The following is a 24,128-nucleotide window of genomic DNA, read 5'->3' as shown; positions in this document are numbered from 1 at the left end:
CGGCCATGGCGAGCAGGCTCACGCCTACAGTTGGAATGTATTTCCCTGTAGGCGTGAGCCTGCTCGTGATGGCGATTTATCTGTTAGCGCAGGTATTCGGCTAAACCGCTGTAGCACGTCGCCAGGTGATAAGGCGTGGTCGACGGCATGTCCTTGCGGCTGACCTCACCCTGCTCATCCCGGCACTCATGCCAGCCCCCGGCATGCAGGAACCGCTGCTGCAGCGCCTGCAACTGGCGCAGCACCACGGCTTCACTGTCCGGGCGCAACGTCAGGGCACGCAGGTATTCTGCCTGCGCCCAGATACGCTGGGTCGAATCCTTGGGCCGTGCGTCCCGTTGCAGGTCAAGCATCGCCCACACCGCACCGGTCGCCTGTTCCACGCCATATTGCTCGGTAAACGCAAACGTCCGGTCCAGCGCCGAATGCAGTTTCGATTCGCGCAACAGCGGCGACGACTCCAAGAGGAAATACCATTCGAACTGATGCCCCGGCTCATACCAGTTATCCACAGCCCCGAGCGGCTTCTCCATCAACACGCCATATTGCGGATCGACGAACTGCTTGTGCATGGCTGTGCATAACGCCAGCAACGCTGTCTGCGTCTGGGCATCTTCGCGCACGGCAAGGGTGGCGAGGAACGCTTCGGCCAGGTGCATCAGCGGGTTTTGCAACGGGCCGGTCTCGAGGGTGATCCAGTCGCGGTTCAGACACGCTTCATACAAACCATCACCGGTGGCAAAGCGGCGGCCGATGACTTCCAGTGCTGCGTTCAGCGTCGATTCCACCAGCGGCTCGCGGGATTTTTCCCAGTAATGCGCGCAGGCGAACAGGATGAAGGCGTGGGTGTAGAGATCCTTGCGTTGGTCCAGCGGTTGGCCCTGTGGATCAATGCTGTAGAACCAGCCGCCGTGTTCGGCATCGTGAAAGTGCCGTTGCAACGAGCGAAACAGCGCCGCCGCACGGACTTCGACGTTATCCACAACCCCGATCAGGCTGGAAAACAGGTACAGCTGCCGTGCGCAGGCCATCGCCCGATAGCGTTGCGGTGGCAGCGGTTGGTGGGCGGCGTCCAGCGCTTCGTAAGGCAGCGCCATGTCGGCGTTCCAGCCCGGACCTTGCCAGAGCGGCACGATGACGTTGACGAAGTGCTGGTGCACGTCGCTGAACAGGGCGGTCAATTCAGGCAGGAGGTCGGAACGGGAAGCGTGGGGCATGGGCGGACGTCGTCACGGCTGGGGCGATTGCGCGACATGGTAGCAGAGAGACTGACATCAGCGATGCGGCGTCTGATCGGCCGCCTTCGCGAGCAAGCTCGCTCCCACAGGTTTTGTGTTCGCCACAAATCCAATGTGGGAGCGAGCTTGCTCGCGAAAAGGCCAGTTCAGACAATAAAAACTAGCCTGCTAGCAACCAAGCCCCAGTCACCGCCGAAGCCGCACCCGCCAACCGCACCAGCGGCGCCGCTGCCTGCGGCAACACGCGAACCACGCCATAACCGACGGCATGCAAAACGGCGGTCGCCACAACGAAACCCGCCGCATACGCCCAAGGACTGCTCATGTCTGGCAGTTCCAGACCATGCGCCACGCCATGGAACAGCGCAAACAACGCCGTCGCCGCGACCGCCATCACCAGCGGCGGCCGCACCGCCAAGGCCACGGCCAGACCCAATGCCAGCACCGATGCGGCAATCCCGCTTTCCAGCGCCGGCAGTTCCAGTCCTTCAAAGCCGAGCATGCCGCCGATCAGCATGGTGCCGACAAACGTGCACGGCAGCGCCCAGCGCGCGGCGCCCTGCTGCTGCGCGGCCCACAAACCGACAGCCAGCATCGCCAACAAATGGTCGAGGCCGCCAATCGGGTGACTGATGCCGGCGACCAGACCGCTGTCGCCATGCCCCGGGTGAGCGAAGGCCAGTGCTGGTGTCAGCAGCAGCGCCGCAGCGCCAAGAATACGTTTGAGTGTCATGGATAAGCTTCCTTGTTGAGCAGTGAATCAGGCTGCGGTCAGCAGGCCCTGGCGTTCGATGAAGGCGATGATGTCTTCCAGGCCCTGACCGGTTTTCTGGTTACTGAACACGAACGGCTTGCCGTTGCGCATGCGTTTTGTGTCGCTGTCCATCATCTCCAGCGACGCGCCCACCAGCGGCGCCAGGTCGATCTTGTTGATCACCAGCAGGTCCGACTTGCAGATACCGGGCCCACCCTTGCGCGGCAGCTTGTCGCCGGCCGAGACGTCGATCACATAGATGGTCAGGTCGGACAGTTCCGGACTGAACGTCGCCGACAGGTTGTCGCCGCCGGACTCCACCAGAATCAGGTCCAGCCCCGGAAAGCGCCGGTTCAGTTGGTCGACCGCTTCGAGGTTGATCGAGGCGTCTTCGCGGATCGCCGTGTGCGGACAGCCACCGGTTTCCACGCCGATGATCCGCTCCGGTGCCAGTGCTTCGTTGCGCACCAGAAAATCCGCGTCTTCGCGGGTATAGATATCGTTGGTGACGACCGCGAGGTTATAGCGCTCGCGCAGGGCCAGGCACAGGGCCAGGGTCAACGCGGTTTTGCCGGAACCGACCGGGCCGCCGATGCCGACTCGCAGAGGTTGTGCGTTCATGTGGTGTTTCTCCTAGGAACGGAACAGACGGCTGTACTGGCGCTCATGGGCCATGCACGCCAGGGACAGACCGAACGCGGCGCTGCCGATGTGTTCGGGATGGATTCGGGTGGCGTCCTGCTGCGCCTGTTGCAGCAGCGGCAGCAGTTCGCTGGTCAGGCGCTGGGCGGCTTGCTGGCCCAGCGGCAGGGTTTTCATCAGCACCGCGAGCTGGTTTTCCAGCCAGCTCCAGAGCCAGGCGGCGAGGGCGTCTTGCGCACTGATGCCCCAGGCACGCGCCGCCAGTGCCCAGCCGAGAGCCAGATGCGGTTCAGCACACTGATCGAGAAATTCGCGAGCGGCAGTGTCGAGTTCCGGCAAGCCGCTGAGCAGTTGTTGCAACGAGTAGCCCATCTGCCGGCTCTCCAGATGCAACTCGCGGGTCTCGCGGCTGGCGCGGTGGGATTCGCACAGCTGCCTTAATTCATCCCAGTTTTGCTCCGCCGCTGCCGCACAGTGGGCCAGCAGCAGTGGTGCTTCGAAGCGTGCGAGGTTGAGCAGCAACTGATCGCTGATCCAGCGCCGGGCGCTGTCCGGGTTGTTGACGCGACCGTTTTCCACCGCCATTTCCAGGCCTTGCGAATAGCTGTAGCCGCCAATCGGCAATTGCGGACTGGCCAGGCGCAGCAGCGCCCAGGCCGGGTTCACAGGCGTACGCCGAACTGATGGAGTTTTGGCGCGTAGTTGAAATCTTCGTCGCCGTGCCGCGAATGGTGATGGCCGCCACCGTAGGCGCCGTGCTCTGGCTGGAACGGCGCTTCGATCGCTTCGACCTGTGCACCGAGCTGTTCAAGCATGGCCTTGAGCACATAGTCGTCGAGCAAGCGCAGCCAGCCATCGCCGACCTGCAGCGCCACATGGCGGTTGCCCAGGTGATATGCGGCGCGGGTCAGTTCAAAGGCATTGGCGCAGGTGACGTGCAGCAATTGCTCGGGGCGGGCGCAGACGCGGACAATGCGGCCGTCTTCGGCCTGCAGGCACTCACCATCAAACAACGGGGACTGGCCGCGCTCCAAAAACAACCCGACGTCTTCACCCTCGGCACTGAAACAGCGCAAACGGCTTTTGCTCCGGGCTTCGAAGGTCAGGTGCAACTCGGCGGCCCAGACGGGTTGAGACTCGATTCTGCGGTGAATCACCAGCATCGGAAAACTTCCAGCTATGGACAATGCTCAGGCTAGAGCAAGGGCCTTGCCAATCGGACGGGATGTAGGAAATCCCTGTCGGAGCGTAGTGGATGTTTCAAGATGTTGCGGAATTTTGGGGTGTTTTGGTGCATGAAGGTTTTTACATGCACCAAATGGAGGCCGTGACGCCGCACCTTTGTAGGGGTGTCAGCAAGGAAGAGGTTGTTACTCGGTACTGCCCAACCCTTGCCAGTGCTTGAGCCCGATAAAGATGAAGCGCAGTTGCTGGGTGATCTTCGCCTGGGGCGTCAGATGCTCCGGCAAGGCTTCGGCGGGGGGATCAATGATATCCGGCAAAGTGGCGAACACCGATTTGACGATCAGGTCGGCGATCACGCTCAACCCGGCGGCATCCAGATGCTGCAGCTTGGGCATCAGCGTCAGGTCGGCGGCGAGGTCGGCGCTGATGTTTTCGCGCAAACGCCCGATCGCCTGGCGCACCGGCAGCGAGCCGCCGTACTGCTCGCGCGCGAGGAACAGGAATTGCGAGCGATTGGCGCTGACCACATCGAGAAAGATCCGCACCGACGCATCAATGATGCCGCCCATGACGAATTCGTTGTGCCGCACCAGGCGGATGGTTTCGCGGAAGGTCTGGCCGACTTCGCTGACCAGCACCAGACCCAGTTCGTCCATATCGGCAAAGTGCCGATAAAAACCGGTGGGTACAATGCCGGCGGTCTTCGTCACTTCGCGCAGGCTCAGGCTGCCGAATCCTCGGCCGCTTTCCATCAGGTGGCGGGCAGCGTCCATCAGGGCGTTGCGGGTCTGTTGTTTCTGTTCGGCGCGGGGCAGCATCGCAAGGTGTGTTCTTCGGCAGGACAAGCGTCGCACTCTAGCAAATCGACTTTGTCGGCGTCGAACCGCAGGGGCAGGTCAGGCAGGATTTTACCGGGACTGAAAAGTCAAAAGCCCAATCGCTTGATCGGGCTTTTTTTCCAGGCCACCACGGGCTTAGCTCAATTGGCTGTTGCGTTCGATCACACGGTCACCACCGCCTTCGGCAACGGCTTGGCCCAGTGGGGTTTTGTCGAAGCCATCTTCAGCCAGGGTCTGACCTTGTGGGGTACGGTCGCTGCCATCGGAAGCCAGGGTCTGACCTTGTGGGGTGCGGTCGCTGCCATCGGAAGCCAGAGTCTGACCTTGTGGGGTGCGGTCGCTGCCATCGGAAGCCAGGGTCTGACCTTGTGGGGTGCGATCGCTGCCGTCAGACGCCAGGGTTTGACCTTGTGGGGTGCGATCGGAACCGTCTTGAACCAGACCTTTCTCTTCCAGGCGATTGCGGCCGTTTTCAGCCAGCGCCTGGCCTTGTGGCGTGCGATCGGAGCCGTCTTGCACCAGACCTTTTTCTTCCAGGCGGTTGCGACCGTTTTCAGCCAGCGTCTGGCCTTGTGGCGTGCGGTCCGAACCATCAGCCGCAACGGTCTGGCTGAACACCGAGTGGCTGGATTTCACTTGCGGGGTAGCCTGATCGGCAGCGGGCAGGGCGAAAGCAGTGCTGGCTAGCATCGACAGGGTCAGGCTGAACAGTAATTGGCGTTTCATGATGGGTTGCTCCTTGGGAGGGCGATAAAGTGGGTACGGAGGCAATGCTACTCTCGATAAGTCGATATAAAAGTTCATAAACGCAATGGTAATAATCAACAGAATTGATTGTTCTGCCGGGAGGCTCTAGAACGGGCCTTTCAGAGCGACGCTTTTGCACCGCAGTGGGTATTTTCGACTCACTCGCGCCTCGCAAAAGTGCGGGCGCGGTAACGCTGCTCGACTGATCGGTCAGATTTCGCGCGGCTTTTTGCGCGGTAATTGGCCTTTCGATTAAACCTGCGGCCCGTTTGCCAGTCGTAGATTTCATGAGGGCCGCTTTGGCCCGCCGTTTCAGCCGTACGCCGCAGTCTTTGCGTGCGGTCGTGATCAGGAGCTTTGTGCATGACGCGCACTGGAAAAATCTTCAGCTGGACCCTCACCATTCTCGTGCTGCTACTGGCTGTGCTGGTGTTGATCATCGTGTTCTTCGACTGGAACCGGATCAAACCGCCGCTCAACGCCAAAGTCTCGGAAGAACTGCACCGACCGTTCGCCATCAATGGCAACCTCGCGGTGATCTGGCAGCGCGAGCCCGATGAGGGCGGCTGGCGGTCGTGGGTGCCGTGGCCGCACGTGGTGGCCGAAGACCTGAGCCTGGGCAATCCGGACTGGTCGAAAAAGCCGCAGATGGTGACCCTCAAGCGGGTCGAGTTGCGTATCTCGCCGCTGGCCTTGCTCGCGCAGCGCGTGGTGATTCCGCGTATCGACCTGACCGAGCCCAACGCTGAGTTGCAGCGGCTGGCGGACGGTCGCGCCAACTGGGTGTTCAAGTTCGATCCCAAGGACCCGAATGCCGAGCCGTCGAACTGGGTGGTCGACATCGGCGCCATCGGTTTCGACAAGGGCCATGTGACCCTCGACGATCAGACCCTCAAGACCAGCCTCGATGTGCTGATCGATCCGCTGGGCAAACCGATTCCATTCAGCGAAATCGTCGGTGACAAAGCGGCCAAGACCGCCCAGGACAAGGGCGGCGCGCCCCAGGATTATGCGTTTGCGTTGAAGGTCAAAGGCCAGTACCACGGCCAGAGCCTCACCGGCCAAGGCAAGATCGGCGGGCTGCTGGCCTTGCAGGACGCGCGCAAACCGTTCCCGCTGCAGGCGCAGGCAAAGATCGGCGACACCAGCCTCGACCTGGCCGGCACCCTGACTGACCCGCTTAATCTCGGCGCTCTCGACCTGCGCCTGAAACTGGCCGGCGCGAGCCTGGGTAACCTGTATCCGCTGACCGGCGTGACCCTGCCCGACACACCACCCTATTCCACCGACGGTCACTTGATCGCCAAACTGCATGACGTGGCCGGGGCGACGTTCACCTATGAGCAGTTCAACGGCAAGATCGGCAGCAGTGATATCCACGGCGACCTGACTTATGTCGCCAGCCAGCCGCGGCCGAAACTCAGCGGCGCGTTGCTGTCCAATCAATTGCTGTTCGCCGACCTCGCCCCGCTGATCGGCGCCGACTCCAACGCCAAGCAAAAGGCCCGGGGCGGCGAGAGTAAGCAGCCGGCCGATAAAGTCTTGCCGGTGGAAGAGTTCAAGACCGATCGCTGGCGCGCGATGGACGCCGATGTCGAGTTCACCGGCAAACGCATTGTCCACAGCGAGAAACTGCCGTTCACCGACCTCTATACCCATTTGAAACTCAACGACGGCGAACTCAGCCTCGAACCGCTGCGCTTCGGCGTGGCTGGCGGCAACCTCGATGCGCAAATCCGCCTCGACGGCCGCACCGAGCCGCTGGAAGGCCGGGCGAAACTGACTGCGCGCAAATTCAAGCTCAAGGAACTGTTCCCCACCTTCGAGCCGATGAAAACCAGTTTCGGTGAGCTCAACGGTGATGCCGATATCAGCGGGCGCGGCAATTCGGTGGCGAAGTTGCTCGGCGGCGCCAACGGCAACCTGAAGATGCTGATCAACGACGGCGCAATCAGCCGTGAACTGATGGAACTGGCGGGGCTGAACGTCGGTAACTATGTGGTCGGCAAGATCTTTGGCGACAAGGAAGTGAAGATCAACTGCGCGGCGGCCGACTTCGACATCAAGACGGGTCTGGCGACCACGCGATTGTTTGTCTTCGATACCGAGAACGCGATCATCTATATCGACGGCACAGCCAACATGGCCACCGAGCAACTCGATCTGACGGTGACCCCGGAGTCCAAGGGCTGGCGTTTGATTTCCCTGCGTTCACCTTTGTATGTGCGCGGCAAGTTCATCAAGCCGGATGCCGGGGTCAAGGCCGTGCCGTTGATACTGCGTGGGGCGGGTATGGTGGCGCTGGGTGTGATTGCGGCGCCAGCGGCGGGGCTGTTGGCCCTGGTGGCACCGAGTGGCGGCGAGCCTAATCAGTGTGCGCCGTTGCTGGAGCAGATGAAGGCAGGCAAGGCGCCTGTCACCGTTAAACCAACTCAATAACTTCAGCGTATATAACGACGCCATCGCGAGCAGGCTTACTCCTGCATTGGGAATGCGTTCCTCTGTAGGCGTGGGCCTGCTCGCGATAGGGTTTAGAGGTCTTTCAGGATATCGGCCATGTCATCGGCATGTTCTTCTTCCTGCGCGAGGATGTCTTCCAGGATGCGCCGGGTGGTCGGGTCTTTCTCGCCGATGTACTGAATGATCTCGCGGTAGCTGTCGATGGCGATCCGCTCGGCCACCAGATCCTCGTAGACCATTTCTTTCAGGGTGGAGCCGGCCACGTATTGGGCGTGGGACATTTTCGACAGCTGGTCGGGGTTGAACTCAGGCTCGCCGCCCAGTTGCACGATGCGTTCGGCCAGGCGGTCGGCGTGCTGGGCTTCCTGGGTGGCGTGTTCGAGAAACTCTTCGGCGGCCACGCTGGCTTTCACCCCGGAGGCCATGAAGTAGTGGCGTTTGTAACGCAATACGCAGACCAGTTCGGTGGCCAGCGATGCGTTGAGCAAGCGCAGTACCTCTTCACGGTCGGCGCTGTAGCTTTCGGTGACGGCGCCGTTCTCGACGTGTTGGCGCGCACGGTCGCGCAGGGTTTGGACATCTGACAGATGCAGGTCGTCGCTCATTTCGATCTCCTGGAGGCTAATCCGATTGGCGCCACGCTCTACAGGCGTGCTCGCCTACCCCAGTTGTGAGTCCTGCGCGAAGCAAAAAGTTTTATGAGATTTTTGCCGCCTGCTCTACAGACGCTGCCAACGGTTGCGATCTGCGCGTCAGTCCGGACAACAGCGCTTCCTCATGCAGCCAGGTAAAAAACGCCCGCACCGGTGGATGCCGTTCGCGCCCCGGCACGCACAACGCGCTGTACCCGGCGCCATCGACCTGAATCTCGCCTTTGTACGGCACCAGCAGCCCGCTGCCGACACTCTCCGACACCAGAATATTGCTCGCCAGAACCAACCCTTGCCCGGCAATCGCCGCTTGCAGGGCGTAATGCTCTTCGTCGTATTCACGACTCACCGGATGCTGCTGCAGCCAGTGCTCGCCGGACCGCGCGCACCACGCTTCCCAGCCATGGGCATACAGCTTCGAGTTGTGCCAACGCACGCTGATCAGCGTCGGCGTGCGCCGCGCGGCCAGCGCCACTTGCTCGGGCGAGCCGTAAACGCCGAACGACTCGTCGAACAGGCACTGCCCATACAGGTTCGGATAGTCATCGAGGCTGTAGCGCAACACCAGATCGACGCTGGCGTCCTGATGCAGATCGATCACCTCGCAATGGGTATCGAGGCGCAGGTTGATGTTCGGATGCTGCGCATAAAACCGCCCCAGGCGCGGCACCAGCCACAGCGCGGCGAACGCGGCCGTGGTCGACAGCGTCAGGCTGCTGCCGCTGCGTTGCGGGCGCAGGGTGTCGACACTTTGCGCCACTTCCAGCAAGGCACTGTGCAGGCTGCGAAACAGGCGCTCGCCGCCTTCGGTCAGGCGCACCTGACGCGGCAGACGTTCGAACAGGGCGACGCCGAGCCAGTCTTCCAGCGAGCGGATCTGATGAGAGATCGCTGTGGGGGTGACCGACAGCTCTTCGGCAGCAGCCTTGAAACTCAACAGGCGCGAAGCGGATTCGAAAGCGCGCAGGGCGGTCAGCGGCAGCGAGGCGAACATTGAAAACTCCACGGATGAAATGAATTCATCCCGACTGATTTTTGCTCATTTGAAGGACAGCGGCGGTGCGCCTCAAGCTGCACGCCACAAGCCGTTTGATTCTAGTCCGGAGGAAAGACAGATGAGCAAGATTCTTGTGATCCATGCCAGTCCGCGCGGTGACCGTTCGCATTCGCGGCGTCTGGCTGAAGGTTTTCTCAGCGCCTGGCAGGCGCGTCATCCACAGGCTCACGTCACTCGCCGTGAAGTCGGTCGGGCCTTGATTCCAGCGGTCAACGAGGCGTTCGTAGCGGCGGCGTTCTACCCGGAGCCGCAAGCACGGCCGTTGTCGATGCAGGCCGATCTGGCGCTCAGCGATCAACTGGTCGGCGAGCTGTTCGAGCATGATCTGCTGCTGATCTCCACGCCGATGTACAACTTCAGCGTGCCCAGCGGCCTCAAGGCCTGGGTCGATCAGATCGTGCGGCTGGGGCTGACGTTCGATCACACGCTGGATAACGGCGTTGCCAACTACACGCCACTGTTGCAAGGCAAGAAGGCACTGATCGTCACCAGTCGCGGCGGCTTCGGTTTTGGCCCGGGCGGTGAGCTGGAGGCGTTGAACCATGCCGATCCATGGCTGCGCACGGCGCTGGGTTTTATCGGTATCAACGACGTCACCGTGGTCGCGGCCGAGGGTGAAGAATCCGCTGAACGCACCTTCGCGGCGTCGGTGGCGGAGGCCGAGCAGCGCTTGTTCGACCTCGCCGGGGCGTTCTAGATGGCCTGGCTGTTCCTGCTGATCGCCGCCGGGTTCGAAGTCACCTTCGCCATGGGCATGAAGTACGCCGAAGGCTTCACCCGGTTGTGGCCGTCGTTGATCACCGTGATTGCGGCAATCGGCGGGATCTACTTTCTCACGCTGGCCATGCGTGAATTGCCGGTGAGCATTGCCTATCCGGTCTGGACGGCGATTGGCTCGCTGGGCACGGTGTTCCTTGGGTTCGCGTTGCTCGGCGAAAGCCTGACACTGGTCAAACTGCTCTCGGTAGGTCTGATTGTGGCGGGGGTGGCGGGGCTGAAGTAGGCTGGTCGTTGAGTTGTCATCATCAGGGAGGATGCTTGGCGGGCGTTTTGCACGCCTTGCATCCACTCATCGACCACAAGGATGTTTGCCCATGTCGACGCGTTATCCACTGGTGCTGGTGCCGGGCATGCTCGGGTTTATCCGGCTGGTGCTCTATCCGTATTGGTACGGAATCATCAAGGCCTTGCGCCGTGGTGGTGCGACGGTCATTGCGGTGCAGGTGTCGCCGCTCAATTCCACCGAAGTGCGCGGCGAGCAATTGCTGGCGCGGATCGACGAGATCCTGCGCGAGACCGGCGCGGCCAGGGTCAACCTGTTCGGCCACAGCCAGGGTTCGCTGACCGCACGCTATGCAGCGGCCAAACGTCCGGATCTGGTCGCGTCGGTGACCTCGGTGGCCGGACCCAATCACGGTTCGGAACTGGCTGACTATCTGCAAAAACACTATCCGGCGGACAGCGCCAGAGGACGCGTCCTTGAGGTGTTGTTGCGCGTTGTCGGCTGGCTGATGGCGTTACTGGAAACCGGTTACCGCGGGCCGAAGTTGCCGGTGGATATCCACGCTTCGCACCAATCGCTGACCAGCGAAGGCGTGGCGCTGTTCAATCAGCGTTATCCACAAGGCCTGCCTGACACCTGGGGCGGACACGGGCCGGAAGAGGTCAACGGTGTGCGCTATTACTCGTGGTCGGGCACGCTGCAGCCGGGCAAGACCGACCGCGGCGGCAACCTGTTCGACGGCACCAATCGCAGCTGCCGCTTGTTCGCGAAAACCTTCGTGCGCGAACCGGGGCAGTGTGACGGGATGGTCGGGCGCTACAGCTCGCATCTGGGCACGGTGATTGGCGATGACTATCCGCTGGATCACTTCGACATCGTCAACCAGTCGCTGGGGCTGGTGGGCAAGGGCGCGGATCCGGTGCGTCTGTTCGTCGAGCATGCGGCGCGGCTTGAGGCTGCCGGGGTTTAGCAGGCACACCGCGTTATCGTTCATCGCTGGCAAGCCAGCTCCCACACTGATTCGTGGCGTTCACAACATGTGTGTGCGACACCGACCCTGTGGGAGCTGGCTTGCCAGCGATGGCGTCGGGTCAGGCAACGCTGACCTTGCGGCCCAACACCGTGGTCCAGCGCTCGGAAAGAATCACCCCGCCCAACGTCAGCAGACCACCGACCAGGTGATACATCGCCAGCTGTTCCTTCAAGACCAGCGCTGCAATCAGCGCAGTGATCAGCGGCAGCAAGTTGAAGAACAACGTCGTCCGGCTCGGCCCCAGACGCTGTACGGCCTGCATCCACGCCAGCGGCGCGAGCATCGACGCCAGCAGGCACGCATACAGCACCAACGGAATGTTCTGCAGGGTCAGCCCGGTTTTCGGCGACATCGCGTACAGCGGAAACAGCACCACGATCGCCACCAGCACCTGCAAGTACAGCAACACCAGTGGCGGCAGGCGCAGCTGCCATTTTTTCAGCAAGGTGCTGTAGATCGCGTAGGCGAGGGTAGCGATCAGCATCATCGCGTCACCCAGGTTCACGCCGTGTTGCAACAGAGCGCCAAGGCTGCCTGACGAGACCACCACCAATACGCCGGCAAACGACAGCACCGCGCCAAACAAGGCGCCGGCGGTCAGGCGCTGGCCGAGGCTGATGATCGCCATGGCCAGCGACATCAGCGGCATCAGTGACAGGATGATGCCCATGTTGGTCGCCGTGGTCAGGGTCGCGGCGAAGTAGGCGAGGCTTTGATACACCGCCATGCCGAGCACGCCAAGGATGAAGATCTTGCCCAGGTTCGGGCGGATCTGCGGCCAGTGCGCGATGACCGCTTTGAGCATGAACGGGGTGAACAGCAGGCCGGCAAGCAGCCAGCGGTAGAAACCGATCTCGGCCGGGAAGATCGCCCCGACCGCCAGTTTGTTGATCACGGTGTTGCCGGCCCAAATGAAAATCGCCAGCAGGGGAAACGCGTATTGCATGGGTTAAAACCAGAACGTTGATGAACGGTGATTATCCCCTGTCTGGATGCAGCCCTATACTGCGAACCGGACAACCTGCCTCTGCAACCGGACAGCATGAACAGTAAACACATCGATCTGCTGGATTTCAGCGAACTGCCGTCAGCGGTGTACTTCCGCTACGCCGACTTCAACGCCCATGAATACGCCGCGCCGCACCGGCATCCGTGGGGCACGCTGGAGTACGCGGCGCACGGCGTGCTGCACATGGACGTTGATGGCAACCGCTTCATGTCGCCGCCGCAGTACGCGGTGTGGGTACCGCCGCAGGTCGAGCACAGTTTCTACAGCCACCAACCAGTCAACTATCGTGCGGTGTGCCTAGACCCCAAGGTCTGCGCCGAACTGCCGGCACGGGCCTGCACGCTGGCAATCAGCGACATCCTCAAGGCGATTCTCAAGGACTTCGCCGCCCGCGATGTGAAAATCCCCGAACTCGAAGCCGACCGGCGACTGGCCCAGGTGCTGGTTGATCAACTGCAACAGGCGCCGGTGCATGAATGTTATCTGCCGTATGCGAGTAATCCCGGGTTACTGGCGATTCTCGATGCATTGCAGGCCGATCCGGGCAGTAACCAACCGCTGGCGCACTGGGCGGCGCAGGTACACGTCAGCGAGCGCACGCTGGCCCGGCAGTTTGTGCGTGAGCTGGGGATGAGTTTCGGCGAATGGCGCCAGCGTCTGCGCTATCTGGCAGCGATCGAGGCGCTGGAAAGTTCGAAGAGCGTGCAGGAGATCGCCTTCGATCTGGGTTACAGCGGTGGCTCGGCCTTCATCGCCATGTTTGCCCGTCAGGCCGGATGCACGCCGGAGCAGTATCGGCGCAGCCACCTGGAAGGCGGGAAGGTGTAACAAGATTTGGCTACACTTCAGCAGAGGCCGCATCCATCGGTGCGGCGACAAGGAGAAAACTCCATGAAGATGTTGCGTGTCCCTTTGTTGATGATCGGTCTGCTGCTGTGCTCCCAGGGTTTCGCCGCCACCGCGCAGCAGAACAAAATGACCACCTGCAATGCCGATGCGACCGCCAAGAGCCTCAAGGGCGATGAGCGTAAGACTTTCATGAGCACCTGCCTCAAGGCTGCGCCGGCGGCCAACGATGCCAAGGCCCTGACCCCGCAGCAGGAAAAAATGAAAACCTGCAACGCCGACGCGAAAACCAAAGCCCTGACCGGTGATGCGCGCAAGACCTTCATGAGTGACTGCCTGAAGAAAAAATAACCCGCTTCTGTGGCGTGTCAGGGTCGACGCGTCCGCTTGAGATTTGCCCTCACCCTAACCCTCTCCCGGAGGGAGAGGGGACTGACCGCAGCGTCTCAAGAAACTCGTCGACTTGAAAGAAACCGGTCGATTATGGATTCCATGTCGCTGTTTCAGGTCACAGGATATCCAGAGCATCCCCCAATCGGTTCCCTCTCTCGGAGGGAGAGGGTTAGGGTGAGGGCAAATCTCAAGAAACTCGTCGACCTGAAAAAAACGGTCGATTTTGGATTCCATGTAGCTGTTTCAGGTCACTGGATATGCAGAGCATCCCCTCACCCTAGCCCTCTCCCTTTGGGAGAGGGCTAGGGTGAGGGGACCTGAAGCACCGCATATCCCTAGTGCTCTCTCTGGATCGCTGGCAGACTGCCAATCCTTTTACGCCGTTCGTTTTGAGGCTGTATGCCAACGTTTTCTGAGCGTCATGTTGTGTTCTGGGTCAGTTGCATCATTATTTTTGGCGGTTTGCTGCTGGTGCTGCCGCTGCGTTTGTTGCCCAGCCTGTTGGCCGGTCTGCTGGTCTATGAGCTGGTCAACATGCTCACCCCGCAACTGCAACGGCTGATCGAAGGCCGGCGCGCGCGCTGGTTGGCGGTGGCGTTGCTGGGCACGCTGGTGGTCAGTGTGCTGGCGCTGATCTTCGCCGGCGCTATCAGTTTCCTGCTGCACGAAGCAGAAAACCCCGGCGCTTCTCTCGATAAATTCATGGGCGTGGTCGATCGCGCGCGCGGGCAACTGCCGCCGTTTCTCGATGCCTACCTGCCTGCCAGCGCCGCTGAGTTCCGTGTCGCTATCGGTCAATGGGCGAGCAAGCATCTGTCCGAGCTGCAATTGGTGGGCAAGGACGCGGCGCACATGTTTGTCACCCTGCTGATCGGCATGGTCCTCGGCGCGATCATCGCTCTGCAGCGGATACCGGACGTGACCAAGCGCAAGCCGCTGGCCGCCGCCCTGTTCGATCGCCTGCACCTGCTGGTCCAGGCCTTTCGCAACATCGTCTTCGCACAGATCAAGATTTCCCTGCTCAACACGATCTTCACCGGGATCTTCCTCGCGGCGATCCTGCCGATGTTCGGCATCAAGCTGCCGCTGACCAAGACCCTGATCGTCCTGACCTTCCTGCTCGGCCTGTTGCCGGTGATCGGCAACCTGATGTCGAACACGCTGATCACCATCGTCGGTCTGTCGCTGTCGATCTGGGTGGCGGTGGCGGCGCTGGGCTATCTGATCTTTATCCACAAGCTCGAATACTTCCTCAACGCGCGCATCGTCGGCGGGCAGATCAGTGCCAAGTCGTGGGAGTTGCTGCTGGCGATGCTGGTGTTCGAAGCCGCGTTCGGCCTGCCGGGAGTGGTGGCGGGGCCGATTTATTACGCGTACCTGAAGAGTGAGTTGAAGCTGGGTGGGATGGTCTAAGGCCAGGCATCTGAAGCGAATGCATCTGTGGCGAGGGGATTTATCCCCGCTGGCCTGCGCAGCAGGCCCCTGCTTTCAAAAGTCGGGGCCGCTTCGCGACCCAACGCGGATAAATCCCCTCGCCACAAAGGCTCTTCGCCACAGCGATTGTGATCAGGCCATTGCGCCGTAACGCTTCATCGCCTCAATCGCCAGACCGCTGCCAATGCTGCCAAAGATGTTGCCTTCGACATGCCGTGCGTTCGGCAGCATGGCCGAGACGCTGTTGCGCAGCGCCGGAATGCCACTCGAACCGCCGGTGAAGAACACCGTATCGACCTGACTCACCGACACGTTGGCATCGTTCAACAGCTGCGTGACGCTGCCGCGCACGCGCTCAAGCAGTGCGTCGATGGACGATTCGAACAGGGCGCGGCTCAGCTCAACGCTCAGGCCGGGCTCGATCCGGTCCAGCGGCACATGGCGGCTGTCGGTGTGGGTCAGCTGGATCTTGGTTTCTTCGACTTCCATCGCCAGCCAGTGGCCGGCGCGCTGTTCGATCAGCTTGAACAGGCGGTCGATGCCGCCGGTGTCTTCGATGTCGTAACGCATGCTGCCCAGCGCCAGGGTGGATTTCTGCGAGTAGACCGAGTTGATGGTGTGCCAGGTCGCCAGGTTCATGTGGTGGCTGGTCGGCATGTAGGCGCCGCTCTTCATGCGGCTGCCGTAGCCGAACAGCGGCATCAAGCCTTGCAGACTCAGTTGTTTATCGAAATCGGTACCGCCGATGTGCACGCCGCCGGTGGCGAGGATGTCATCGTGGCGGTTGTCCATGCCGCGACGCTCGGGCGACAGGCGCACCAGCGAGAAGTCCGAGGTACCACCGCCGATGTCGACAATCAGCACCAGCTCTTCTTTTTCGATGGTCGACTCGTAGTCGAAGGCCGCAGCGATCGGTTCGTACTGAAACGACACGTCCTTGAAACCGAGCTTGCGCGCCACTTCGACCAGGGTGTCTTCGGCTTCCTGGTCGGCCAGCGGATCGTCATCGACGAAGAACACCGGGCGACCGAGGACCACTTGCTCGAATTCCCGACCGGCGGCGGTTTCGGCGCGGCTCTTCAGTTGGCCGATGAACAGGCCGAGCAGGTCCTTGAACGGCATCGCGGTGCCGAGGACGCTGGTGTCGTGCTTGATCAGCTTGGAGCCCAGCAGGCTCTTGAGCGAGCGCATCAGCCGGCCTTCGTAGCCTTCCAGGTACTCGTGCAGCGCCAGGCGACCGTACACCGGGCGGCGTTCCTCGATGTTGAAGAAGACCACCGACGGCAGGGTGATCTTGTCGTCTTCCAGCGCGATCATCGTTTCCATGCCGGGGCGCAGCCAGCCGACGGTGGAGTTGGACGTGCCGAAGTCGATGCCGCAGGCACGGGCTGGAGAGGCGTCTTTCATGTCTTTCGGTTCCGGTCTAAAAAACGGCCGCGCAGTGTATGTCAGTGCGCGACAGATTCGAAGGCCGGTCATCTGCTATTTCACGACTAAACTGCCTTGAAAGCCCGGACTTTGCCCCAAACTTGCTGGCATGGGCCGGCAGACACACCGGCGGTCACAAGAACCGTCGCCCACTGCCGATAAACTTCTGCAGCGCCACCCGGTCACAAACTTGAGATCGGTCAACCCGGCACGCGCGAATGAGCGCATGCTGGGCTCGGCGCGAAATCGATAACGGACGGTGATTCCTTCGATGGACTTCAAAGATTATTACAAGATACTCGGCGTGGAGCCGACGGCGGACGACAAGGCGATCAAGGCGGCCTATCGCAAGCTGGCGCGCAAATACCACCCGGATGTCAGCAAGGAAAAAGACGCCGAGGCCAAGTTCAAGGATGCCTCGGAAGCCTATGAAGCGCTGAAAAGCGCCGACAAGCGCGCCGAATACGACGAGCTGCGCCGCTATGGCCAGCACGGTCAGCCGTTCCAGGGCCCACCGGGTTGGCAGAGCCGTGGCGGCTTTGGCGGCGGCGGTGGCGACACCGGCGACTTCTCGGACTTCTTCAGTTCGATCTTCGGCAATCGCGGCCCCGGTTTCGGTGGCGGCGAAGGTCGGCAACAACGCAGTACCGGGCGCCGGGGACAAGACGTGGAAATGGAACTGCCGATCTTCCTTGAGGAGACGCTGGCGAACGAGTCGAAGAAGGTCACCTTCCAGGTGCCGCAATACAACGCCAACGGCCAGCACGTCAGCAACACCAGCAAGAGCCTGAACGTGAAGATCCCGGCGGGCGTGACCGACGGCGAGCGCATCCGCCTCAAGGGCCAGGGTGCACCTGGGATCGGTGGCGGGGCCAATGGCGATCTGTACCTGACCATTCGCTTTGCGCCGCACCCGAAATTCGATGTCGAAGGCGAAAACCTGATCATCACCCTGCCGCTGGCGCCGTGGGAACTGGCGCTGGGCGCTGAAGTGGCCGTGCCGACCCTGACCGGCAAGATCAACCTCAAGGTGCCGGCGGGCAGCCAGAACGGCCAGCGCATGCGCGCCAAGGGTCATGGTTTGAAAAACAAGGCCGGCGAGCGCGGTTATCTGTTCGTGCAGCTCAAAGCCGTGATGCCGAAAGCCTCGGACGATGAGGTCAAGGCGCTGTGGCAGGAACTGGCGAAGAAAGCCGCCTTCAATCCGCGAGAGAACTTCTGATTCGACGACGGAGTAGCCCATCATGAGCAGCCCCCTGATCGTTCAACTGGACTTGGCAGAATTCTGTGAGGCGGCCGATTTGTCGGATGCCTACGTGATCGAAATCGTCGAACACGGCATCCTCGAACCTCAGGGTGCACAGCCCCGGGAATGGCGCTTCACCGATTACGAACTGGCCTTGGCCAAACGTGCGGCGAAATTGCGCCGCGAACTGGAACTGGAGTGGGAAGGCGTCGCCCTGGCGCTGGATCTGCTGGAAGAAGTGCGCGAGTTGCGTGCCGAGAACCGCATGTTGCGCCAGCGCCTGGGGCGGTTGGTGGTTGAGTAGATAGCCTGAAAACTTTGTGTCGGTTGATTTGGCCTCATCGCTGGCAAGCCAGCTCCCACAGGGTTTTGGGTTGAAACAGGGATTTTAGTTCGACGCAGAACCTGTGAGAGCTGGCTTGCCAGCGAAGAACGATTACACGGTCATTCTGATTCACCATTGAAAAAGGCCCCGAAGGGCCTTTTTTGTGCTCAAAACAAAAAGTACCGCTGTGCCATCGGCAAGGTTTCTGCCGGCTCACACCAGAGCAACACCCCGTCCGCCTTGACCTGATACGTCTGCGGATCGACGTCGATGTTGGGCAGATAATCGTTGTGGATCAGGTCGGTCTTCTGCACATCACGGCAGCCTTTGACCACGCCGATTTTCTTCTTCAATCCTAACGCTTCAGGCAACCCGGCTTCCTGCGCCGCCTGACTGATAAAGGTCAGGCTGGTGGCATGCAGCGAACCGCCGTAACTGGCGAACATCGGGCGGTAGTGCACCGGTTGCGGGGTCGGGATCGACGCGTTGGCATCGCCCATCAGGCTGGCGGCAATCGCGCCGCCCTTGAGGATCAGCGTCGGTTTCACGCCAAAAAATGCCGGGCGCCAGAGCACCAGATCCGCCCATTTGCCGACTTCCACCGAGCCGACTTCGTGGCTGATGCCGTGGGTGATCGCCGGGTTGATGGTGTACTTGGCGATGTAGCGCTTGGCGCGGAAGTTGTCGTTGCCTGCGCCGTCCTGCGGCAGCGGGCCGCGCTGCTTCTTCATCTTGTCGGCGGTCTGCCAGGTGCGCGTGATGACTTCGCCGACACGGCCCATGGCCTGGCTGTCGGAGCTGATCATCGAGAACGCGCCGAGGTCGTGGAGGATGTCTTCGGCGGCAATTGTCTCGCGGCGGATGCGGCTTTCGGCAAATGCGACGTCTTCGGCGATGCTCGGGTCCAGGTGATGGCAGACCATCAGCATGTCGAGGTGTTCGTCGATGGTGTTGCGGGTGAACGGCCGGGTCGGGTTGGTGGAACTCGGCAGCACGTTCGGGAAACCGCAGGCCTTGATGATGTCCGGCGCATGGCCGCCACCGGCACCCTCGGTGTGGTAGGTGTGGATGGTGCGGCCCTTGAACGCGCCGAGGGTGGTTTCGACGAAGCCGGATTCGTTGAGGGTGTCGGTGTGGATCGCCACCTGCACGTCGTACTGGTCGGCGACGTTCAGGCAATTGTCGATGCTCGCCGGGGTGGTGCCCCAGTCTTCGTGCAGCTTGAGGCCGATGGCACCGGCCTTGACCTGCTCGATCAACGGCTCCGGCAGGCTGGCGTTGCCCTTGCCGGTGAGGCCGATGTTCATCGGGAATGCGTCGGCGGCCTGGAGCATGCGCGCCAGGTGCCACGGGCCGGAGGTGCAGGTGGTGGCGTTGGTGCCGGTGGCAGGCCCGGTGCCGCCGCCGATCATGGTGGTGACGCCGCTCATCAGCGCTTCTTCGATCTGCTGCGGGCAGATGAAGTGAATATGGGTGTCGATGCCGCCGGCGGTGAGGATCATGCCTTCACCGGCGATCACTTCGGTGCTGGCGCCGATGGCGATGGTCACGTCGGGCTGTACGTCCGGGTTACCGGCCTTGCCGATCGCGGCGATGCGCCCGTCCTTGAGGCCGACGTCGGCCTTGACGATGCCCCAGTGGTCGATGATCAGCGCGTTGGTGATCAAGGTGTCGACCACTTCGGCCGCGAGCAACTGGCTCTGGCCCTGGCCATCGCGGATCACTTTGCCGCCACCGAATTTCACTTCTTCGCCGTAGGTTGTGAAGTCCTTTTCGACTTCGATCCACAACTCGGTATCGGCCAGGCGCACCTTGTCGCCGACGGTGGGGCCGAACATGTCGGCGTAGGCTTGACGGGAAATCTTCATGCTGCGTCCTTCAAGAAAATAGTGGTGAGCCATCGCCCCCTCACCCTGGCCCTCTCCCAGAGGGAGAGGGGACTGTTCGCGGTGGGTCGGCTATCGGCGATCAGCTCCGCAGAGGGAACTGTTCGCGGTGGGTCGGCTATCGGCGATCAGCTCCGCAGAGGGGACTGTTCACGGTGGGTCAGCTATCGGTGATCGGCTCCCTCTCCCTCGGGAGAGGGCTGGGGTGAGGGGTAGCGGAGCACGCAGATGTCAGAGATCACCCATGACCCGCCCGGCAAACCCGAACACCCGCCGGTGCCCGGCGTAATCCACCAGCTCCACCTCGCGGCTCTGCCCCGGCTCGAAGCGCACGGCGGTGCCGGCCGGGATATTCAGGCGCATGCCACGGCTGGCGGCGCGGTCAAAGGTCAGGGCGTCGTTGGTCTCGAAAAAGTGATAGTGCGAACCGACCTGGATCGGCCGGTCGCCACTGTTGGCGACTTTCAGGCTGAGGGTGCGGCGGCCGACGTTGAGTTCGATGTCGCCGGGCTGGATCTGGTACTGGCCGGGAATCATGGCCGGGCTCCTTGCAGGATCTTGTAATAGAGGGCGGTCGGGCGATAGGTGCCGTGCGGGTCGCAGGCGTAGTCGGGAATTTCACCGGCGCGGCTGTAACCCAGGGCCTTGTAGAAATCTTCGGCGGGGGAACCGGCCTCGGTGTCGAGGTAGAGCATGCCGCGCTTGTGCTTGGCCGCTTCGAGTTCCAGCGCGCTCATCAATTGCTGGCCGAGGCCGCGTCGGCGGGCGTGTTCGCGCACCAGCAGTTTCTGCACTTCGGCGCGATTGAGACCGTTGGCCTTCTGGCACAGGCTCAGTTGCACGCTGGCCTGCACCTGTTCGTCCTTGACCACCACCCAGAGCAACACGCTGCCCTTGTTCACGTTGTCCTGGACCTCATCGAAATAGGCGCGGGCCTGGGCGGCATCGAGGTCGGCCATGAAGCCGACGCTGGCGCCATAGCCCACCGCATCGAGCAGCAGGTCGATCAGGCCCTGACGATAGTGCGCAAAACTTTCAGCGTTGACGCGGCGCAGTTGGGCAGCGTTCATCGGTATCACTCCTTGTTGGCGTCAGGCGGCTCCGCGCCGGGGTTGAGGGTCAGTTGCATGAACGTCAGGTCGAGCCAGCGACCGAACTTGGTGCCGACCTGCGGCATCTGGCCGGTGATGCTGAAACCGGCGCGCTCATGGAGACGAATGGAGGCGGCGTTGCCACTTTCGATGGCGGCGACCATGACATGTTTGCCGCAGGCCCTTGCCCGTCCGATCAGGGCACCCATCAATTGCGGGCCAAGGCCATTGCCGCGTTGATCGCTGCGCACATAGACCGAGTGCTCGACGGTATGGCGAAAGCCGTCGAACGGCCGCCAGTCACCGAATGAAGCGTAGCCGAGCACTGCGTTGTCGCCGCCGACGATCACCAGAATCGGATACGCCTGGGCCTGACGTGCACTGAACCAGGCCTGACGGTTGCCGAGGTCGACCGCCGACTCGTTCCAGATCGCCGTGGTGTTGAGCACCGCATCGTTGTAGATGTCACGGATCGCCGGCAGGTCGGCGTGGAGGGCGTCGCGAATCGTGTAAGTCATGGCGCGGCCTCAGACGATCGGTTGGTGGACGGTGACCAGTTTGGTGCCATCGGGGAACGTCGCTTCGACCTGGATCTCGGGGATCATTTCCGGGATGCCTTCCATCACTTGCTCGCGGCTCAGCAGGGTGGTGCCGTAGTGCATCAGCTCGGCCACGGTCTGGCCATCACGCGCGCCTTCCAGCAGCGCGGCGGAGATGTAGGCCATGGCCTCCGGGTAATTGAGTTTCACGCCGCGGGCCAGTCGCCGCTCGGCGACGAGGCCGGCGGTAAAGATCAGCAGCTTGTCTTTCTCGCGTGGGGTCAGGTCCATTGTGTCGTTCCATCAGGGCAGATTTTTGAGGTTCTTGTGGGTGCGGGGTGCCAGTTGGAGCAGCCCCTCACCCTAGCCCTCTCCCGAGGGAGAGGGGACTGATCTCGGTTGTTTTCAATGGCCGGTTCAGTCAGCAGTATTCGTTCAGGCAGTTAAATTCATTTCAAACGACTCGGTCAGGCTTCCTCTTTCGCGGGAGAGGAGACTGATCTCGGTTGTTTTCAATGGCCGGTTCAGTCAGCAGTATTCGTTCAGGCAGTTGAATTCATTTCAAACGACTCGGTCAGGCTCCCTCTTTCGCGGGAGAGGAGACTGATCTCGGTTGTTTTCAATGGCCGGTTCAGTAAGCAGTATTCGTTCAGGCAGTTAAATTCAATTCAAACGACTCGGTCAGGCTCCCTCTCCCCCCGGGAGAGGGCGGGGGGTGAGGGGGGCTTTCAGGTGCTCCATATTCTCGGTGACACCGCCTCGCGATCCAGAAGCACCGGCCGCAGCAAACGCCATAAGTCGATGAGCCAGGCGCGGGCGAGCAATGCCTCACTGGCCAGACAACGGGCCACCAACAGCCCCGGCAATTGCGTCAGATCCCCTCGCACTTCGTGGCCCAGCGAGCGGCAGCGCTCAAGCAATTCAGCCTCAATCTCACCGGTGACCAACAACGTCGCAAATACCGGATTACCGTCCAGCCCGATCGGTGAATCAAGTAAGCCGTCACCGCCAACAACGCGCTGGCGCTCGTGCCAGAGCAATCGACCATCACGGCGAATATCCAGATGCGCCTGAAAATGCCCGCGGTCGAAACGTTCGCCGCTGGCCGGGCGACCCAGCGCCACCACATCCCAGTAGAACAGCCGGGCATCGCCTTCCAGTTCAATCGAAGTGCTCAGCTCAGCCTGCGCCGCGCTGTAGACGATGGTTTCCTGCGGCAGCCATTCCAGCGTCGCCCCGGCCGCGACTTGCAAGTCGAGCTTCTGATAAGCCGGCCCACCCGCGCGATACCACTTCGCCGCGCCGGGGCTGGTGATCTGCGCCCAGGCGTGCGCTTCGACGCGGGCGCTGATGTCCAGTCGGTCGCCGCCGGCAATCCCGCCCGGCGGGTGGACGATGATGTGTTGGCAGACTTCAGGTCCTTCGGCGTACAGATGCTTTTGCACCCGCAGCGGACCGATGTGCCGACGCTGAACCGGGCGCGTGCACTCGCCGAAGCGGGCGTAGGCCAGCTCCAGCTCGGCGTGCCAGCTCGGGGTAAACAGGGCAGGTGAAACAGTCGAATTCATGGTGTGTGATTATCGTTAGGAAGCTACAGATTAGAACGTTGCCTTAGATCGTGACCAGTCCGCGTACACCCTCGGCCTCCATATTTTCACCGCGACCTTGCTGGACGATCTCGCCCCGGGACATCACCAGGTACTGATCGGCCAGCTCGGCGGCGAAATCGTAGAATTGCTCGACCAGCAAAATCGCCATGTCGCCACGGGCTGCGAGTGTCTTGATCACCGCGCCGATCTCCTTGATCACTGACGGCTGGATGCCTTCGGTGGGTTCGTCGAGGATCAGCAAGCGCGGACGGCTGGCCAGTGCGCGACCGATTGCCAGTTGCTGTTGCTGCCCGCCAGACAAGTCACCGCCGCGACGCTGCTTCATTTGTAGCAGCACCGGGAACAGTTCGTAGATGAAACTTGGCACTTCTTTGGCTTCGCTGCCGGGAAACCGTGACAGCCCCATCAACAGGTTTTCTTCCACGGTCAGCCGTCCGAAGATTTCCCGACCTTGCGGCACGTAAGCAATACCGGCGTGAACGCGCTGGTGCGGCTTGAACGTGGTGATCGGTTTGCCCTCCCAGTTCACCGCGCCTTCCTTGGCCGGCAACAGGCCCATCAGGCATTTGAGCAGGGTGGTCTTGCCCACGCCGTTGCGTCCGAGCAGGCAGGTGACTTCGCCGACCTTCACATCAAAACTGAGGCCCCGGAGGATGTGGCTACCGCCGTAGTACTGGTGCAGCTTGTCGACTTGCAGCATGTTCGAATTCCTT

At 61.6% G+C, this 24,128-nt stretch carries 27 protein-coding genes; 9 read left to right on the top strand and 18 right to left on the bottom strand.

Annotation, left to right across the window (positions count from 1 at the left end; translation table 11 throughout):
- Window positions 1-83: 83 nt before the first annotated feature.
- The 7 genes from K5Y35_RS04580 to K5Y35_RS04550 all read right to left on the bottom strand — a co-directional run bounded on the left by K5Y35_RS04580 (window position 84) and on the right by K5Y35_RS04550 (window position 5,384).
- Window positions 84-1,217 (bottom strand): AGE family epimerase/isomerase, encoded by a 1,134-nt coding sequence (locus tag K5Y35_RS04580; RefSeq protein WP_222833774.1) that lies wholly within the window; start codon window positions 1,215-1,217, stop codon window positions 84-86.
- Window positions 1,218-1,398: 181 nt separating this feature from the next.
- Window positions 1,399-1,971 carry a HupE/UreJ family protein gene (locus K5Y35_RS04575; protein WP_222833773.1) on the bottom strand — a complete coding sequence of 191 codons (573 nt, stop codon included), beginning with the start codon at window positions 1,969-1,971 and terminating at the stop codon, window positions 1,399-1,401.
- Between the two features lie 27 nt (window positions 1,972-1,998).
- On the bottom strand, window positions 1,999-2,613 hold the full coding sequence (gene ureG / locus K5Y35_RS04570; RefSeq protein ID WP_123470963.1) for an urease accessory protein UreG: 615 nt from the start codon (window positions 2,611-2,613) through the stop codon (window positions 1,999-2,001).
- A gap of 12 nt (window positions 2,614-2,625) precedes the next feature.
- Window positions 2,626-3,300 (bottom strand): urease accessory protein UreF, encoded by a 675-nt coding sequence (locus K5Y35_RS04565; protein WP_222833772.1) that lies wholly within the window; start codon window positions 3,298-3,300, stop codon window positions 2,626-2,628.
- Window positions 3,297-3,797 (bottom strand): urease accessory protein UreE, encoded by a 501-nt coding sequence (gene ureE, locus K5Y35_RS04560; RefSeq protein ID WP_222833771.1) that lies wholly within the window; start codon window positions 3,795-3,797, stop codon window positions 3,297-3,299. Before ureE ends, K5Y35_RS04565 begins: the two co-directional genes overlap by 4 nt.
- Window positions 3,798-4,004: 207 nt before the next feature.
- Window positions 4,005-4,637, bottom strand: a complete 633-nt coding sequence (locus K5Y35_RS04555) for a TetR family transcriptional regulator (protein ID WP_007966952.1) — start codon at window positions 4,635-4,637, stop codon at window positions 4,005-4,007.
- Window positions 4,638-4,793: 156 nt separating this feature from the next.
- Window positions 4,794-5,384 carry a hypothetical protein gene (locus K5Y35_RS04550; protein WP_123470969.1) on the bottom strand — a complete coding sequence of 197 codons (591 nt, stop codon included), beginning with the start codon at window positions 5,382-5,384 and terminating at the stop codon, window positions 4,794-4,796.
- Window positions 5,385-5,768: 384 nt separating this feature from the next.
- Here K5Y35_RS04550 and K5Y35_RS04545 point away from each other — a divergent pair, with 384 nt between their 5' ends.
- Entirely contained in the window at window positions 5,769-7,844 is a 2,076-nt protein-coding gene (locus K5Y35_RS04545) for an AsmA family protein (RefSeq protein WP_222833770.1), read from the top strand.
- Between the two features lie 92 nt (window positions 7,845-7,936).
- Here the strand turns inward: K5Y35_RS04545 and K5Y35_RS04540 are convergent, their stop codons facing one another.
- Window positions 7,937-8,470: a bacterioferritin gene (locus K5Y35_RS04540; RefSeq protein ID WP_128615924.1), complete on the bottom strand. Its 534-nt coding sequence runs from the start codon at window positions 8,468-8,470 to the stop codon at window positions 7,937-7,939.
- 91 nt (window positions 8,471-8,561) lie between these two features.
- Window positions 8,562-9,521, bottom strand: coding sequence for a LysR substrate-binding domain-containing protein (locus tag K5Y35_RS04535; RefSeq protein ID WP_261991236.1), 960 nt, complete (start codon window positions 9,519-9,521; stop codon window positions 8,562-8,564).
- Window positions 9,522-9,630: 109 nt separating this feature from the next.
- Between K5Y35_RS04535 and K5Y35_RS04530 the strand changes: the two genes are divergently transcribed.
- The 3 genes from K5Y35_RS04530 to K5Y35_RS04520 all read left to right on the top strand — a co-directional run bounded on the left by K5Y35_RS04530 (window position 9,631) and on the right by K5Y35_RS04520 (window position 11,545).
- On the top strand, window positions 9,631-10,269 hold the full coding sequence (locus tag K5Y35_RS04530; protein WP_222833768.1) for an FMN-dependent NADH-azoreductase: 639 nt from the start codon (window positions 9,631-9,633) through the stop codon (window positions 10,267-10,269).
- A complete protein-coding gene (locus K5Y35_RS04525) occupies window positions 10,270-10,575 on the top strand; it encodes a DMT family transporter (protein WP_123470977.1) in 306 nt (101 codons plus the stop codon). It begins immediately after the preceding gene.
- Window positions 10,576-10,666: 91 nt separating this feature from the next.
- Complete coding sequence (locus tag K5Y35_RS04520) at window positions 10,667-11,545, top strand: esterase/lipase family protein (RefSeq protein WP_123470979.1); 879 nt, start codon at window positions 10,667-10,669, stop codon at window positions 11,543-11,545.
- 121 nt (window positions 11,546-11,666) lie between these two features.
- On the opposite strand, the gene K5Y35_RS04515 is transcribed toward K5Y35_RS04520, so the two are convergent.
- Window positions 11,667-12,554, bottom strand: a complete 888-nt coding sequence (locus K5Y35_RS04515) for a DMT family transporter (protein ID WP_222833767.1) — start codon at window positions 12,552-12,554, stop codon at window positions 11,667-11,669.
- A 96-nt stretch (window positions 12,555-12,650) separates the two neighbouring features.
- Here K5Y35_RS04515 and K5Y35_RS04510 point away from each other — a divergent pair, with 96 nt between their 5' ends.
- The 3 genes from K5Y35_RS04510 (at window position 12,651) to K5Y35_RS04500 (ending at window position 15,269) form a co-directional block, all read left to right on the top strand.
- Window positions 12,651-13,445: an AraC family transcriptional regulator gene (locus K5Y35_RS04510; protein ID WP_123470983.1), complete on the top strand. Its 795-nt coding sequence runs from the start codon at window positions 12,651-12,653 to the stop codon at window positions 13,443-13,445.
- A 63-nt stretch (window positions 13,446-13,508) separates the two neighbouring features.
- A complete protein-coding gene (locus K5Y35_RS04505; RefSeq protein ID WP_007950613.1) occupies window positions 13,509-13,814 on the top strand; it encodes a PsiF family protein in 306 nt (101 codons plus the stop codon).
- Between the two features lie 441 nt (window positions 13,815-14,255).
- On the top strand, window positions 14,256-15,269 hold the full coding sequence (locus K5Y35_RS04500; protein WP_222833766.1) for an AI-2E family transporter: 1,014 nt from the start codon (window positions 14,256-14,258) through the stop codon (window positions 15,267-15,269).
- A 153-nt stretch (window positions 15,270-15,422) separates the two neighbouring features.
- On the opposite strand, the gene K5Y35_RS04495 is transcribed toward K5Y35_RS04500, so the two are convergent.
- On the bottom strand, window positions 15,423-16,697 hold the full coding sequence (locus K5Y35_RS04495; RefSeq protein ID WP_222833765.1) for an Hsp70 family protein: 1,275 nt from the start codon (window positions 16,695-16,697) through the stop codon (window positions 15,423-15,425).
- Between the two features lie 292 nt (window positions 16,698-16,989).
- Here K5Y35_RS04495 and K5Y35_RS04490 point away from each other — a divergent pair, with 292 nt between their 5' ends.
- Both K5Y35_RS04490 and K5Y35_RS04485 read left to right on the top strand, forming a co-directional pair.
- Window positions 16,990-17,940: a DnaJ C-terminal domain-containing protein gene (locus K5Y35_RS04490; protein ID WP_123470989.1), complete on the top strand. Its 951-nt coding sequence runs from the start codon at window positions 16,990-16,992 to the stop codon at window positions 17,938-17,940.
- A gap of 22 nt (window positions 17,941-17,962) precedes the next feature.
- The gene (locus tag K5Y35_RS04485; RefSeq protein ID WP_123470991.1) at window positions 17,963-18,268 is read left to right on the top strand and encodes a chaperone modulator CbpM; all 306 of its coding nucleotides are present in this window, start codon (window positions 17,963-17,965) and stop codon (window positions 18,266-18,268) included.
- Between the two features lie 188 nt (window positions 18,269-18,456).
- Here the strand turns inward: K5Y35_RS04485 and ureC are convergent, their stop codons facing one another.
- From ureC to urtE, 7 genes are all read right to left on the bottom strand, one after another.
- Window positions 18,457-20,157, bottom strand: a complete 1,701-nt coding sequence (gene ureC / locus K5Y35_RS04480; protein WP_123470992.1) for an urease subunit alpha — start codon at window positions 20,155-20,157, stop codon at window positions 18,457-18,459.
- Window positions 20,158-20,406: 249 nt separating this feature from the next.
- Complete coding sequence (locus K5Y35_RS04475) at window positions 20,407-20,712, bottom strand: urease subunit beta (protein WP_123470994.1); 306 nt, start codon at window positions 20,710-20,712, stop codon at window positions 20,407-20,409.
- Window positions 20,709-21,245 carry a GNAT family N-acetyltransferase gene (locus tag K5Y35_RS04470; RefSeq protein WP_123470995.1) on the bottom strand — a complete coding sequence of 179 codons (537 nt, stop codon included), beginning with the start codon at window positions 21,243-21,245 and terminating at the stop codon, window positions 20,709-20,711. Before K5Y35_RS04470 ends, K5Y35_RS04475 begins: the two co-directional genes overlap by 4 nt.
- A gap of 5 nt (window positions 21,246-21,250) precedes the next feature.
- Complete coding sequence (locus K5Y35_RS04465; RefSeq protein ID WP_222833764.1) at window positions 21,251-21,784, bottom strand: GNAT family N-acetyltransferase; 534 nt, start codon at window positions 21,782-21,784, stop codon at window positions 21,251-21,253.
- Between the two features lie 9 nt (window positions 21,785-21,793).
- Window positions 21,794-22,096, bottom strand: coding sequence for an urease subunit gamma (ureA, locus tag K5Y35_RS04460; RefSeq protein ID WP_003221215.1), 303 nt, complete (start codon window positions 22,094-22,096; stop codon window positions 21,794-21,796).
- Window positions 22,097-22,533: 437 nt separating this feature from the next.
- Window positions 22,534-23,373, bottom strand: a complete 840-nt coding sequence (locus tag K5Y35_RS04455) for an urease accessory protein UreD (RefSeq protein WP_128616171.1) — start codon at window positions 23,371-23,373, stop codon at window positions 22,534-22,536.
- A 43-nt stretch (window positions 23,374-23,416) separates the two neighbouring features.
- The gene (urtE, locus tag K5Y35_RS04450) at window positions 23,417-24,115 is read right to left on the bottom strand and encodes an urea ABC transporter ATP-binding subunit UrtE (RefSeq protein ID WP_123471001.1); all 699 of its coding nucleotides are present in this window, start codon (window positions 24,113-24,115) and stop codon (window positions 23,417-23,419) included.
- Window positions 24,116-24,128: the final 13 nt, after the last annotated feature.

Origin of the sequence: Pseudomonas sp. SC3(2021) (assembly GCF_019856535.1) — a bacterium.
GTDB classification, from domain to species: domain Bacteria; phylum Pseudomonadota; class Gammaproteobacteria; order Pseudomonadales; family Pseudomonadaceae; genus Aquipseudomonas; species Aquipseudomonas monsensis.
Note: the sequence above shows the minus strand (reverse complement) of the source record. Positions and strands in the feature narration are given on the sequence as shown.

Coding starts and splice junctions, on each gene's coding strand:
- K5Y35_RS04580 (WP_222833774.1), bottom strand. CDS start 1,217: ATGCCCCACGCTTCCCGTTCCGACCTCCTGCCTGAATTGACCGCCCTG.
- K5Y35_RS04575 (WP_222833773.1), bottom strand. CDS start 1,971: ATGACACTCAAACGTATTCTTGGCGCTGCGGCGCTGCTGCTGACACCA.
- ureG (WP_123470963.1), bottom strand. CDS start 2,613: ATGAACGCACAACCTCTGCGAGTCGGCATCGGCGGCCCGGTCGGTTCC.
- ureE (WP_222833771.1), bottom strand. CDS start 3,797: ATGCTGGTGATTCACCGCAGAATCGAGTCTCAACCCGTCTGGGCCGCC.
- K5Y35_RS04555 (WP_007966952.1), bottom strand. CDS start 4,637: ATGCTGCCCCGCGCCGAACAGAAACAACAGACCCGCAACGCCCTGATG.
- K5Y35_RS04550 (WP_123470969.1), bottom strand. CDS start 5,384: ATGAAACGCCAATTACTGTTCAGCCTGACCCTGTCGATGCTAGCCAGC.
- K5Y35_RS04545 (WP_222833770.1), top strand. CDS start 5,769: ATGACGCGCACTGGAAAAATCTTCAGCTGGACCCTCACCATTCTCGTG.
- K5Y35_RS04540 (WP_128615924.1), bottom strand. CDS start 8,470: ATGAGCGACGACCTGCATCTGTCAGATGTCCAAACCCTGCGCGACCGT.
- K5Y35_RS04530 (WP_222833768.1), top strand. CDS start 9,631: ATGAGCAAGATTCTTGTGATCCATGCCAGTCCGCGCGGTGACCGTTCG.
- K5Y35_RS04525 (WP_123470977.1), top strand. CDS start 10,270: ATGGCCTGGCTGTTCCTGCTGATCGCCGCCGGGTTCGAAGTCACCTTC.
- K5Y35_RS04520 (WP_123470979.1), top strand. CDS start 10,667: ATGTCGACGCGTTATCCACTGGTGCTGGTGCCGGGCATGCTCGGGTTT.
- K5Y35_RS04515 (WP_222833767.1), bottom strand. CDS start 12,554: ATGCAATACGCGTTTCCCCTGCTGGCGATTTTCATTTGGGCCGGCAAC.
- K5Y35_RS04510 (WP_123470983.1), top strand. CDS start 12,651: ATGAACAGTAAACACATCGATCTGCTGGATTTCAGCGAACTGCCGTCA.
- K5Y35_RS04505 (WP_007950613.1), top strand. CDS start 13,509: ATGAAGATGTTGCGTGTCCCTTTGTTGATGATCGGTCTGCTGCTGTGC.
- K5Y35_RS04500 (WP_222833766.1), top strand. CDS start 14,256: ATGCCAACGTTTTCTGAGCGTCATGTTGTGTTCTGGGTCAGTTGCATC.
- K5Y35_RS04495 (WP_222833765.1), bottom strand. CDS start 16,697: ATGAAAGACGCCTCTCCAGCCCGTGCCTGCGGCATCGACTTCGGCACG.
- K5Y35_RS04490 (WP_123470989.1), top strand. CDS start 16,990: ATGGACTTCAAAGATTATTACAAGATACTCGGCGTGGAGCCGACGGCG.
- K5Y35_RS04485 (WP_123470991.1), top strand. CDS start 17,963: ATGAGCAGCCCCCTGATCGTTCAACTGGACTTGGCAGAATTCTGTGAG.
- ureC (WP_123470992.1), bottom strand. CDS start 20,157: ATGAAGATTTCCCGTCAAGCCTACGCCGACATGTTCGGCCCCACCGTC.
- K5Y35_RS04475 (WP_123470994.1), bottom strand. CDS start 20,712: ATGATTCCCGGCCAGTACCAGATCCAGCCCGGCGACATCGAACTCAAC.
- K5Y35_RS04470 (WP_123470995.1), bottom strand. CDS start 21,245: ATGAACGCTGCCCAACTGCGCCGCGTCAACGCTGAAAGTTTTGCGCAC.
- K5Y35_RS04465 (WP_222833764.1), bottom strand. CDS start 21,784: ATGACTTACACGATTCGCGACGCCCTCCACGCCGACCTGCCGGCGATC.
- ureA (WP_003221215.1), bottom strand. CDS start 22,096: ATGGACCTGACCCCACGCGAGAAAGACAAGCTGCTGATCTTTACCGCC.
- K5Y35_RS04455 (WP_128616171.1), bottom strand. CDS start 23,373: ATGAATTCGACTGTTTCACCTGCCCTGTTTACCCCGAGCTGGCACGCC.
- urtE (WP_123471001.1), bottom strand. CDS start 24,115: ATGCTGCAAGTCGACAAGCTGCACCAGTACTACGGCGGTAGCCACATC.